At 70.8% G+C, this 12401-nt stretch carries 9 protein-coding genes; 5 read left to right on the top strand and 4 right to left on the bottom strand.

Annotated features, from left to right (window positions below; translation table 11 throughout):
• Positions 1-44 precede the first annotated feature (44 nt).
• A complete protein-coding gene (locus tag MRBLWH7_RS16060) occupies positions 45-1067 on the top strand; it encodes a LacI family DNA-binding transcriptional regulator (protein ID WP_341996250.1) in 1023 nt (340 codons plus the stop codon).
• Positions 1068-1183: 116 nt separating this feature from the next.
• Here MRBLWH7_RS16060 and MRBLWH7_RS16055 read toward each other — a convergent pair whose 3' ends face one another.
• Positions 1184-3415: an alpha/beta hydrolase-fold protein gene (locus MRBLWH7_RS16055; RefSeq protein ID WP_341996248.1), complete on the bottom strand. Its 2232-nt coding sequence runs from the start codon at positions 3413-3415 to the stop codon at positions 1184-1186.
• 309 nt (positions 3416-3724) lie between these two features.
• A complete protein-coding gene (locus tag MRBLWH7_RS16050; RefSeq protein ID WP_341996246.1) occupies positions 3725-7474 on the bottom strand; it encodes a bifunctional proline dehydrogenase/L-glutamate gamma-semialdehyde dehydrogenase in 3750 nt (1249 codons plus the stop codon).
• Positions 7475-7632: 158 nt separating this feature from the next.
• On the opposite strand from MRBLWH7_RS16050, the gene MRBLWH7_RS16045 reads away from it, so the two are divergent.
• Genes MRBLWH7_RS16045 through MRBLWH7_RS16030 form a run of 4 tightly spaced genes read left to right on the top strand, consistent with a single transcriptional unit; the run spans position 7633 to position 10312 of the window.
• The gene (locus MRBLWH7_RS16045; RefSeq protein WP_341996244.1) at positions 7633-8529 is read left to right on the top strand and encodes a LysR family transcriptional regulator; all 897 of its coding nucleotides are present in this window, start codon (positions 7633-7635) and stop codon (positions 8527-8529) included.
• A 49-nt stretch (positions 8530-8578) separates the two neighbouring features.
• Positions 8579-9244, top strand: a complete 666-nt coding sequence (locus tag MRBLWH7_RS16040; protein ID WP_341996243.1) for a hypothetical protein — start codon at positions 8579-8581, stop codon at positions 9242-9244.
• Positions 9234-9803, top strand: coding sequence for a hypothetical protein (locus MRBLWH7_RS16035; RefSeq protein ID WP_341996242.1), 570 nt, complete (start codon positions 9234-9236; stop codon positions 9801-9803). The genes MRBLWH7_RS16040 and MRBLWH7_RS16035 overlap by 11 nt, the downstream gene beginning before the upstream one ends.
• Entirely contained in the window at positions 9788-10312 is a 525-nt protein-coding gene (locus tag MRBLWH7_RS16030) for a hypothetical protein (RefSeq protein ID WP_341996240.1), read from the top strand. The genes MRBLWH7_RS16035 and MRBLWH7_RS16030 overlap by 16 nt, the downstream gene beginning before the upstream one ends.
• On the opposite strand, the gene MRBLWH7_RS16025 is transcribed toward MRBLWH7_RS16030, so the two are convergent.
• Together MRBLWH7_RS16025 and MRBLWH7_RS16020 are read right to left on the bottom strand one after the other, a co-directional pair.
• Positions 10216-11577 (bottom strand): hypothetical protein, encoded by a 1362-nt coding sequence (locus MRBLWH7_RS16025; protein WP_341996238.1) that lies wholly within the window; start codon positions 11575-11577, stop codon positions 10216-10218. The genes MRBLWH7_RS16030 and MRBLWH7_RS16025 overlap by 97 nt on opposite strands.
• Positions 11578-11626: 49 nt before the next feature.
• Positions 11627-12229 carry a hypothetical protein gene (locus tag MRBLWH7_RS16020; RefSeq protein ID WP_341996237.1) on the bottom strand — a complete coding sequence of 201 codons (603 nt, stop codon included), beginning with the start codon at positions 12227-12229 and terminating at the stop codon, positions 11627-11629.
• Positions 12230-12401: the final 172 nt, after the last annotated feature.

The following is a 12401-nucleotide window of genomic DNA, read 5'->3' as shown; positions in this document are numbered from 1 at the left end:
TACAGAGGTTCGAACGGCAGGCGGGAGCATCGATGGGACCGACGATGCATGACGTCGCACGGGTGGCCGGCGTCTCTATCAAGACCGTGTCCAACGTCATCAACGACTACCCTCACGTGCGCCCGGGCACAAGGGATCGCGTCAACGAGGCGATCGAGCAGCTCGACTATCGCCCGAACCTGTCGGCGCGCGGACTCCGCTCCGGCCGCACCGGCGTGATCGGCCTCGCCGTGCCGTCACTGCGCGAGAACTACTTCGCCGAGCTCGCCGACGCCGTCATCCGCGCGGCCGAGAAGCGCGGCCTCGGCGTCATGGTCGAGCAGACGAGCGGCCAGCGCGATGGAGAGCTGCTCGCGGTGTCGACGAGCCGCCCTCGCTTTCTCGACGGACTCCTCTTCAGCCCCGTGAGCCTCGGGCAGGAGGATGCCGCGGCCCTCGCCGTGGAGGGGCCGCTCGTCCTGCTGGGCGAGCGCATCTTCGGCGGGCCGACCGACCACGTCACGATGCACAACACCTCCTCCGCCGAGGCCGCCGTGGAGCATCTCCTCGAGATCGGCCGCCACCGGATCGCCCTGATCGGCGCCGACCTTCACGGCGGCGACGAGGCGAGCTCGGCGAATCTGCGCCTCAAGGGGTATGTCCGCGCCCTCGAGCGCGCTGGCATCGAACTCGACCCCGCGCTCGTGCGTCCGACCGAGATGTCCCGATGGAACCGGCCCGGAGGCGCGGCCGCCGCACATCTGCTGGTCCGTGAGGGCGTGGAGTTCGATGCGGTCTTCGCGTTGAGCGACACCCTCGGACTCGGTGTGCTGCGCGCGCTCGGCGAAGAAGGACTGCGCGTCCCCGACGACGTCGCCGTGATCGGCTTCGACAACATCGACGAGAGCAAGTGGTCGGTGCCCTCCATGACGACGGTCGATCCTGGCCGCGACGAGATCGCCGCGATCGCGGTCGACCGGCTCATCGAGCGCATCAACGAGAAGGGCGACCGGCGGCCGCCCCAGACCTTCAAGCCCGACTTCCGCATCGTCAAGCGCGAGTCGACCGGTTTCACCACCGCCGACTGAGGAGTACCGGCGTCGGCCCCCGGCCAGGGCCGGAGGTCGGCTCTCGCGTGCCGACGGAGTGACGCCGTCGCCGACATCGACGACGGCGTCACTCCGCTGGAGTGCCGGCTGAGGCGTCAGCCCTTGAACAGACGCGGCAGCAGATCGATCAACGCCTTCTGCCAGACATCCCAGCTGTGCGGACCGGGGATGATCGGAGCGAACTCGTGCTCGATCCCGCGGCTGTCCAGCGCGCTGACGAGGCTCAGCGTGTTCTGGTAGGTGAAGTCCTGCATGTCACCGGAGTAGATGCGCAGGAGCTTCGTGCCCTCGTTGATCGCCGCCACATTCGCGCTGGCAGGGGGGTTGGTGAACGCCGACATGGCTCCGACGTAAGCGAACTGGCCCGGGAACGTGTACAACGTGCTCAGCGCCGCCTGCGATCCCATCGACAGGCCCGCGAGTGCACGGTTTTCGGGGTCGTTGCTGACGTTGTACTGCGCCTCGGCGGCCACCGTGATCCGCTGCGTGATCTCGTTGGGGAAGTTCACGCCGTTGCCGTTGGCCATCACGACGACCATGGGGACGATGTCTCCCTTGGCGTAGTGGTTGTCCAGGATCTGGGCGGCGAAGCCGACCTCGACCCAGTCCGTCCACGTCTGCCCGCCGCCGTGCTGGAGGTAGAGGACCGGGTAGGCCTCGGCGCGATCGGGGTCGTAGCCCGGGGGCGTCCACACGTAAGCGGAACGAATGGGGTTGCCGTTCGCGCTGCTCGTGTAGTTCATGACCTCGACGTTGCCGCGAGCCTCGGGTGCGACCGGCGTCGTGTACTCGCCACGGAGCGTGTCGTCGCCGGGCACCTGGAACGTGCTCCAGTTGGGCTCCGAGAGCACCGTCGTCGGGTTGGTGGTGTCCTTGCGGTCCGACCCCTCCACGACGAACTTGTAGTAGTACGAACCGGCCTCGACCGGCATCGTCAGACGCCAGCGCCCGTCGTCCTGCTTGGTCATGGGCGTGCGCGGCCAGCTGCCCGCCGGACCGAAGTTGCCCCACACCGTGACGTTGTTCGCGCCGGCGAACTCCGTGCCGGTCTCGAAGGTCACGACGCCGTTCTCGTCGATCCACGGCGTCGGCGTGGTGCCGGCGGCCGGGAGCGAGTGCGGCGCGAGTGGAAGGTGCCCCTCACTCGGTCCGGTGTCGCCCGAATCCTGGAAAACACGCTGTGCGAAGTCGTGAAGGCTCTTCTGCCACGTGTCCCACGTTCCGCCGGTCTCGGGATCGGAGCCGTCCGACTGGAACTCGACGCCCGCGGCGCTGAGCTTGGCGGCGAGGTCCACCGTCGAGTTGTAGCTCGGGTCGGTGACGTTGCCGACGTAGAGACGGATGAGATCGGTCGCGTCGTTGATCTGCCGCGCTTTGCCCTTGCCGACGTTCTGCTCGAGGTCGCCCGAGAACGAGCCGACCTCCGAGAACTCTCCCGTGGCGCTGACCAGGAGGCTGAGGGCCTGGTCGGCTCCTCGCCCGATGCCGGCGATTGCGCGACCGTCGCCGTTGCGGGAGACATTGAAGGCCCCCTCCGCAGCCGGGAGGAGGTTCTTGACGACCTCACCGCGGATCTCATCGGACTCGCCGTCACCCATCACGACGACCATCGGCTCGGCGTCGCCCTCGACCGCGAGATTGTCGAGGATCTGCTTCAGTCGCCCGAGCTCCACCCATTCGCGATAACTCTGGCCCTCGTCCTGCAGGAGGTAGAGCACGGGGTAAGGCTCAGCACGGTTCTCGTCATAGCCCGGCGGGGTCCACACCAGCGCCGAGCGCTCCGCGCCTGTGACCGAGCTCTCGTAGGTGAGATCCTCCAGCGCGCCTCCGTTGGGGACGTCGGCGAGCCATTCGGCACCCGGACCGTCGACGAAAAGCGTGTTCCACGCGGGCTTCGAGGTCACCTCCTGCGGACTGGCGGGGTTGCGGAACGGAATCGCATCCTGGTTCCACGCCGACCGCGCCGAGTACTGGTAGTAGTACAGGCCGGGCTCGAGGGGTCCGATCGTCGACGTCCAGTTCCCGCCGCTCAACCCCATGTTCAGCGTGGTCCACGTCTTGCCGGGCGCGAAGTTGCCTTCCACCGCGACAACAGCGCCGTTGATGCCCGTCGCCGGCTGGATGGCCGAGTTGGGCACCGTGAAGCGATAGACGTCTCCGACGCCGGGGGCGTTGGGCGGCAACGACACCCATTGGTCGCTCCCGGCTCCGGCCGCAGGCGTCGCCGCGACCAGGGTTCCTCCGACCACTACCGCCGCGGCGAGCACTGCGGGCAACGCCCGGCGACGCCCTTGGCGGCCCCGTCGCCGCTGTTCCTTCACACTCATTCGATTTTTTCCTCACTGCGTCGTGCACATTGACATGCGCGGTGGACTCGCATTGCAGAGGGTCGCCCCTCAGCGCTGTGGAGGGTCACGACGTGTGCGATCCGCACGGTGTGGCTGCGATTTACAACGTCGTAAATTCTTCCGAGAACCATCGTGGCCAACGCGTGAGACGTGTGTCAAGAAGAATCTTCAACGTTGTAATGGACGACGCCGGTTCCCGGTCGAGGAGTCGCGCCACGATGTCAGACGGGGTGGGAGGATCACCGGGCGTGGGTTCGCATGCGTGGCACGCACTCCCTCGTCCGTCCGTCAGATCACTTCCTCCGACCACGGGTCGGGGTTGCCGAAACGGTGCGCGGTGATCGTCACGGACTGCTCGTGGAGGAACGGAAGCAGCTCGAGCCGGCCGGCAGTGGTCACCTCGTTGTCGTAGACCGCGAGATCGGGGTCGCCGTTCGAGGCACTCGCGACGAGGGTGTGCAGCGCCGCGACCGACTCGGACGGGCCGATGAGCCGGACGCGCGCGGGCTTCGGCTCCGGATCGGCGTCGGCGACCGCCGCGACGATGTCGACGGCGGCGAGTCGCTCGAGCCACTGCTCGTCGCTCTCGACGAAGACGGCGACGTCCTCCTCCGCGAGCACGCGTCGCACGGCCGCGGGCAGTCCGACGGGCGCGCTCAGCGTCAGTCGCGATCCGGCACGAAGGCCCGCGATGACGACTCGGAGCACGGCCTGCCACGACGCGTCCGCGGTGGCGCGCAGTGCGACCGCCGGGATCGGCCGGTAGCGGAAGAGGTTGCGCTCGACGCCGAGGCCCGAGACGTCCTTCACCTGGCCGAACTCGCGGTCCCACGCGATCGCGTCCGACAGGGCGCCGCGACGAAGCCACTCGAACGCCTCGTAGTCGAGCGACGGTTGCGCGGCCTCGATGAGGGCGGCGATGCGGGTGTCGAGACCGCGCAGGTGCAGGGTCGCGGACGCCGGGGCGCCGGAGGTGGCGCGCCAGCGACCGAGACCCACCAGGTAGTTCGGGCCGCCGGCCTTGGCGCCGGCGCCGACCGACGAGCGCTTCCAGCCGCCGAACGGCTGGCGCTGCACGATGGCGCCGGTGATGCCGCGGTTGACGTAGAGGTTGCCCGCCTCGACGCGGTCGAGCCACAGCGCGAGGTCGTCGGGGTTCTGCGTGTAGAGGCCTGCGGTGAGCCCGTACGCCACCGCGTTCTGCAGCTCGATCGCGTGGGCGAGCGAGGACGCGTGCATGATCCCGAGCACGGGTCCGAAGAATTCCTCGCGGTGGAAGCGCGAGCCGGGCTGCACCCCGGTGCGGATGCCGGGGCTCCAGAGCCGTCCGTCGTACTCCGGGGCCGCGTCCAGGCGCCGCGGCTCGACGAGCCAGGACTCGCCCTCGTCGAGGGTGGTGAGCGCCCACTGGAGTTTGCCGCGCGGCACCTCGACGACCGGCCCGACCTCGCTGAGCGGGTCGGAGGGGGCTCCGACGCGGAGGGAGGTCGCGGCATCCACCAGCTGACGCGCGAAGCGCTGCGAGTGACCGACCGGACCCACGAGGATCGCGAGGGAGGCGGCGGAGCACTTCTGCCCGGCGTGGCCGAACGCACTCTTGATGAGATCGGTTGCCGCGAGGTCGAGGTCGGCCGTCGGCATGACGATCATCGCGTTCTTGCCGCTGGTCTCGGCGAGGAGCGGCAGGTCGGGACGCCACGAGCGGAACAGCGCCGCCGTCTCCCACGCGCCGGTGAGGATCACCCGGTCGACGTCCGGGTGCGACAGCAGCGTCTGCCCGAGGCCCCCCTCGTCGATGTCGACGAGGGCGAGCACGTCGCGCGGCACGCCCGCCTCCCACAGCGCCTCGGCGACGACCGCAGCGCAGCGCCGCGCCTGGGGAGCGGGCTTGAAGACGACGCCGGATCCCGCGGCGAGGGCCGCGAGCACGCCGCCGGCGGGGATCGCGATCGGGAAGTTCCACGGCGGCGTGACGATGGTGAGCCGTGCCGGCTCGAACACCGCTCCGCTCACGCGGTCGAGCTCGCGCGCGGTCGCGGCGTAGTAGTTCGCGAAGTCGACGGCCTCGCTCACCTCGACGTCGGCCTCGGCGAACACCTTGCCCGTCTCGGACGCGGCGACCTCGATGAGCTCGCCACGGCGCGCCTCGAGCGCGCGGGCGGCGGCGGTCAGCACGAGGCTGCGCTCGGCCGCGGGGAGCGCGCCCCACGCCGGTGCCGCGTCGCGCACGCGCGCCACGATGCCCTGCAGCGTCGGCTCGTCGGTGACGCGGGCCGCCTCGACGGTCGCATCCCCCGCGCGCGAGGTCTCGATGCGCGACAGGATGCTGCGCGCCCACGCCCGGTTCGCCGGCAGGGCCGGATCGCTGTCCGCGGTGTTGCGGAAGCCCGGGGCACCGGCGACCCGGACGCCGGACTCGCGGGGCGCGAAGACGGCCGTCTCGACGAACGCTTCGGCGCCGAAGACCTGCTCGGGGACGGACCGCTCGAGCGGAGCCGTGTCGCCCGGCGCCGCCGAGCGCGCGATGCCGATCACGGCCTGTGTGAGGCCGGCCTCGTCGGAAGACCCGGCGGCCCTGCGAAGACGCGCCTGAGCCCGCGGGGCCTCGGCGCCGGCGGATTCCGTGGTCGCGGTCGCCTCAGCGGCGCGGTCCTGGTCCCGGTTGGGCCCCGTCGCGAGGGCGGGGTCGTCGGCGCGGGCGAGCGATGCGAGGAAGCGGTCGCGCTCGCGCTCGAACATCGCCGGGTCGTCCGCGAGGTCGAAGGCGGCCGAGAGGAAGTTGTCGCTCGAGGCGTTCTCCTCGAGACGTCGCACCAGATAGCTGATGGCCACATCGAACTCGTCCGGGCGGACGACCGGCACGTACAGCAGCACATGGCCGACCTCGCGTGTGACTGCCTCGACCTGGCCCTGCGCCATGCCGAGCAGCATCTCGAACTCGACGTCGTGCCGGACCCCGGCCGCGCCGGCGAGCAACCAGGCGTAGGCGATGTCGAAGAGGTTGTGGCCGGCGACGCCGATCCGCACCGCTCGGGTGCGCGCCGGGTCGAGAGCGAATCGGAGACACCGCACGTAGTTCGCGTCGGAGTCGACCTTCTCGCCGTAGGTGGCGAGGCTCCAGTCGTGCATGACGGCGTCGACGCGCTCCATCGCGAGGTTCGCGCCCTTCACGAGGCGCACCTTGATGCGGGCGCCGCCGTCGGCGACGCGCTCCTGCGCCCACGCGGTGAGCCGCTCGAGCGCCGGCAGGGCGTCCGGGAGGTAGGCCTGGAGCACGATGCCGGCCTCGAGCTGCCGCAGGCGCGGGTCCTCGAGGAGGCGCGTGAACACCGCGATCGTGAGGTCGAGGTCGCGGTACTCCTCCATATCGAGGTTGATGAACGTCGGTCCGTTCACCGAGCTCGTCGGGGAGGCCGCCGTCAGGTACAGCGGCCGGAGGCGGTCGACGACCTTGTCGACGACCTCGTCGAACGCCCACATCGAGATGTGGCTGGCGATCGCCGAGACCTTGACCGACACGTAATCGACGTCGGGGCGGCGGATGAGCTCGTGAATGCCCTCGAGCCGCCGCAGCGCCTCCTGTTCGCCGAGGACCGCCTCGCCGAGCAGGTTCAGGTTGAGTCGTGCGCCGTTCTCGCGGAGCGCGGCGATGGCGGGGCCGAGCTTGTCGGGACGGGCGTCGACGACGAGGTGCCCGACCATCTCGCGCAGCACCCGGCGCGCGATCGGCACCACGGGCGACGGCAGCACCGGTGCGACCGCGCCGCCCACGCGGACGGCGCCGCGCAGGTACCACGGCAGGAATTCGGGCACGAGAGGCGCGACGCGATGCAGATGGGATGCTGCGGCCGACAGGCTCTCGGGACGCATCACGCCGTCGACGAACCCGATGGTGAAGGGCAGGCCGTTCGGGTCCTTCAGCACACCGGCGAGCCGCTCGGCGGCCGGGTCGACCTCGACCTCGGCGCTCTCGGCGATCCACCTCTGCGCCAGGGCGACGGCCTCGCCGGCCAGGCGCCCGTCGGATCGGTCTTCCATTCGCACTCCAGCTGTCACCTCGTCGGACTCCGTGCTTCCAGCCTGCACCTCATCGTGCGTCATCGGCTCCACATGCTGCATGAGGTCAAGGATGAGGCATCCATTCATTCGTGAAAAGCGATCATTTATGATCGATATAATTCGAGATTCTCGATGGGATGCCGATGTTCGAACTGCGACGCCTGCGACTGCTCCACGAGCTCGCGCTGCGGGGAACGCTCGCGGCGGTCGCCGAGGCGCTCTCATACAGTCCGTCCACGATCTCGCAGCAGCTCGCGCAGCTCGAGAAGGAGGCCGGAGTCGCCCTGCTGGCGCCGGAAGGACGCCGCGTTCGCCTCACCGAGCACGGCCGCGTCCTCGCGGCGCACGCGGCGCGAGCACTCGATCTCGACGAGCAGGCGCGCGGCGAGCTCGAGTCGCTGCACCCCGGCCTCGCGCCGGTGCGCGTCGCGGTCATGCAGACCGCCGCGCTCGCGATCGTTCCCGCCGCGCTCGCGCTCCTCGCGGAGCGCGCACCCGACCTGCGCGTCGAGCTCGTCGAGATGCCGCCGGAGCTCGGACTGTTCGAGCTCTCGGCGCGCGGCGTGGACCTCGTCATCGCCGAACAGTACCCCGGCCACACGCGCGCCCACGCGAAAGGCCTGGAGCGCGACCCGCTCGGCACCGACCCGATCCATCTGGCCGTGGCATCCCTCGATCCCGCCCGCTCACTCGAAGATCTGCGGGACCGCCCCTGGGTGATGGAGCCCGCCGGCACCGCCGCCCGCCTGTGGGCCGTCCAGCAGTGCCGGGCAGCGGGGTTCGAGCCCGATGTGCGGTACGAGCTGGCGGACCTTTCGGCCCATGCGCGCCTGGTCGCGGCGGGGCAGGCGGTCGCCGTGCTTCCCGATCTGCTGTGGGACGGCTCCGCGATCCCGGTGTCGCTGCTCGAGCTGCCCGGTCGTCCGGCGCGCGAGATCTTCACCGCTCAGCGCACGGCCTCCCGCGCCCGTGCGGGGATCCTCGAGGTGAGGCGCGCGTTGCATGACGCGTTTCCCTCGCCGCCCTTGCACTGACGTGTCCATCCCGCCGACGATTGCATCCTGTTCCTCCTAGGCTGGGCTCGTGTCCGAGCCGCCCGACGCCACCCGCACACCGCGACGCCGCTTCGCCTGGCTGCAGGCGGCGAGCGACCGGGTGCCCACGAAGTGGTTCGCGGGCCTCGCCACGGGCGCGTTCCTGCTCGCGACGGCCGCGTTCGGAGGTCTTGCGACCGCCGCACCGCCCGAGCTGTCGAAGCTGGATCCCGGTGAGGCGCACGTCACCGGCCAGCGGTCGCTGACCGTGCAGCGTGCCGTGCTGATCGACGACCTGTCCGAGGCGGGGGTGTACGTCGAGGACGGGCAGCGCGTGCTCGCGCTCGTCGTCGAGGTGGAGAACCGCTGGGATGAGCCGCTCCCCTCGACCGGCGCGAGCGGAGTCGCCGGCTCGTTTCGTGTGGCCGACGTCGGCAAGACGGACGCCGCCGCCGCACGCATGGACGACGCCACCTCATCCCCCGCGCTGCAGCCAGGCGTGCCCGCCGAGCTCGTGTACGCCTGGGCCGTCGATGCCGCCGCCTTCGAGGACGGCCAGGATGTGGAGGTGACTCTGTACGATCTCTCGCTGTACACCGGCTCCTTCGTGACGGCCGGGCAGTGGTGGGACGACCCGGTCGCCGACGCCACGGTGACGGTGAGCGTGAACGACGTGGGAGCGGGCGTCGAGGAGGACAGCGAAGATGGCAGCTGACCGCGGCCTGCCGCGCTGGGCGCCCTGGGCTGTGGGAGCATCCTTGCTCGTCGCGGCGTGGTTCGTCGCGTTCGCGACGCCCGGCGAGGAGCAGTCGCAGTCTCCCTTCGTCGTAGAGGCCGAGATGGGCGAGACGGCGACGGGCCGGAACATCGCCGCGACGGTCATCGAGATCCGTCGCGCCGCCCAGGTCGGCGAGCACGACGGGAACTGGGTCGCGGAGGGGAACTGGGTGGTGATCGACCTCGAGGTCGCGGCCGTGACGTCGGAGGCCCTCACCCGCCTCGAGCACGCGATGATCGAGATCGACGGCGTCCGTTACAGTGCGAGCGACCGGCCGGACTCGCTCGCACGGGCGCCGCTCTCCGTCGGCATCCCGCAGTCGGGAAGTCTGGCGTTCGAACTGCCGACGGACGTCGAGTCCGGCCAGGCGGTGCTCGAGCTGGCACTGCGCAGTGACACGCGCTTGGACTCGATGATCGTGCTGTCCTTCGACGTGGCCGACGCATCACACGTCACACGGGCCGAGCTTCGCGAGACCGGATGGGCGAACCCGTGAGGGGTTGGTGGCGTGCCAACGTCCTGGGCTTGGGGGCGCTCGCCGTGCTGGTGCCGCTGCTCGCGGCGACGATCTGGTGGAACGAGACCGCCGGCGGCTCCGCCAACAGCCCGACCCGGGCCGTGGCTCTCGCTCCGGGCGCCGCGACGGACTATGCGGGCGCGGTCGTCGGGCCGGTGACCGCCGAGTTCGTCGAGCTTCCGAACGCACCGCAGGACACCCGCGTCGTGACCGTCGCCGTCGAGATCGATCCCGGCGCGAGGGCGTTCGCGTGCACCCTCCCTGTGCTGCGGGAAGTCGGCGGCGATGCCCGGCAGTGGGACTCGACGAGCGATCTGGGGCGGGCGCCGGACGCCGACCGGCGGACGTACTGCGACCCGGAATCCACCGCCGCTTTCACGTTGGCGCTCGACTATCTCGTTCCCGAGGACGTCTCGGGCCCGTTGGCCGTCGAGTTCGGTTCCCCCGCCGCGTATCCCGAGTTCGTCAGCGCCGTCGTCGAGCCCTGATCCGGGGCGCCGGCGTCGTCCGTCCCTGGCACGGCCTCGCCCGGGCGCAGCGTGCCGACCACGGCGTCGTACCCGCCCGCGACGAGCGCGATGCGGACGGGCTCGATGAGCAGCGGCGCGATGAGGAAGATCAGCTGGTCGTAGACGAACCAGAAGTCGTCGACGTCCTGCGGCCCGATCGCGCGCGGGATCGCCCACTCGAGCGCGCCCTGCAGCCACAGCAGCAACGTGTACAGCAGCACGAACCCGGTGATCAGCACCGGCCCCGCGCGCCACATGAGCACGAGCGCCCGGCCGATAGGGGTGAAGCGCGACATGAGATCGCTCCAGATGTCGCTGACGCGAGCCCGGAGTCGCTGCGGCAGCGAGCGATATCGGGAACGGATGCGGCGGCCGACCTCGCCACCGAGCGCCTCGGTCGGAACCGGCGCCGGCGCCACCGCGCGACCGTACACGACACCGGCGATCGTCAGCCACGCGACAGGGAGCAGGATGAGACCGCCGGCTTCGCCGAGCACCCATTCCACGGCCTCCCAGAGCCACGCGAGCGGCAGGAACACCGACGCAGCGGCCTCCCGCAGATCGGCGAGCCACACCATCCCCTGCCGGGACGAGATCCAGGAGCCGATCGCGCCCAGCACGATCGAGATGACGACCGCGGCGAAGTAGACCCAGACCGCCTCGAGGTAGGCGGCGAAGACTCCGAACCATTTCGGCAGCCGCTCACGGTAGCGCGTCAGGAGCCAGCGCAGCGCGTAGGCGACGACGACGATGCCCACCGTGGCCGGCGTGAGCGTGATCTCTCCCGCGAGGCCGTCGCCCCCGGCGTCCACTCCCAGCGCGATCTCGGTGAGGTCTCTACCGGTGCTTTCCTCGAGCACGCGCGCTGAGTACGCCACGGCGTCCTCCCGGAGGTAGCCCCACGCGGCGTAGAAGGCGAAGAACGGCAGGATGCCGGACATCAGCGCGGAGAAGAACTCTCGGCGCCGCGATGGCCGATCCTCGGGAAGTGGGGCTATCGCGCGGAGCCGGCGCATTCCGTCGCGCAGCACCAGCAGCATCCCGACGAGAGCGACCAGGCGCACGAGGATGGCGACGGGCAGCAACAGGGAGCCGGCGACCGCACTGTAGGAGCCGACCCACCCCGCGAACTCGATCACGACGTAGCGTGCGAGGATCGCGCCGACGTACAGCGCGAGCAGCACCGGCCAGTGGTGCCACAGCAGCCGGCCGGCGGTGCGGAGCACATCGAGCACGGCGGTCACGCACCTACGCTAGCTGGCGCCGCGCCCGCCGTGCTCGAGGTGACCGGATTCAGGCGCGCTCGGTGCGCTGCGGCGGCGCAGGCGGCCGCGTGATGGCCTCGTCGGCGGCGGCGTCGCGGACGCCGGTGCCGGTGTGCGTATTGTCGTCGACAGCGCGGGCATCCGTTGCGGGGCGCTCACGCTCGGTGCCCTCGACGACGGTGTCGCGGCCGTCACCAGAGTCGCCGGTGTAGGCGGTCGCGGACGGGGCCGCGGCGCTGCCGGAGCCATCGACGTAGGGGTCGACGTCGTCGGCCTTGCGCATCGCCTCCGCGTGCTGCCGGCGCAGGTCTTCCGCTTCAGCGCGGTGGTCGCCCACGCGTCCCGCGCGGCGCTCCGCGTCGATCGAGGCTTCAGCGGCGCGGGCCTTGGCGTCTTCCGCGGCCGCAGCCGCGGCGGCGGCGTCCGCCTGCGCACGGGCAGCCTCGGCCTCGTGCTGCCGGGCCTGCAGTTCCGTCTGGCGCGCGTCTTCGCGCAGCTTCTCGGCACGGTCGTGCTGGTGCTCCCGGCGGCGCTCGCGACGCCCGCGTGCGGTGAGCAGCAGAGCGACGACGACGATGGCGAGCACGACGACGATGCCGACGATGATCCAGATGAGGGTGGTCGTGTCCACGGCTCCTCCTTCTCCCTCCGACGCCGGCGGGGTACCGGCGCCACCGCTGTCAGGCAACTCCGCGCGCCCGTCGGCCGCAAACCCATTGCGCGGGCGCTGCCGCTGCGCTACGCCTGGCACTGGGGCCCCTTAGGCTTCCGATTCCTGCGCGCATAGGATGAGGCTCTCGCCG

This window comes from Microbacterium sp. LWH7-1.2 (assembly GCF_038397755.1).
Classification (GTDB): domain Bacteria; phylum Actinomycetota; class Actinomycetes; order Actinomycetales; family Microbacteriaceae; genus Microbacterium.
Note: the sequence above shows the minus strand (reverse complement) of the source record. Positions and strands in the feature narration are given on the sequence as shown.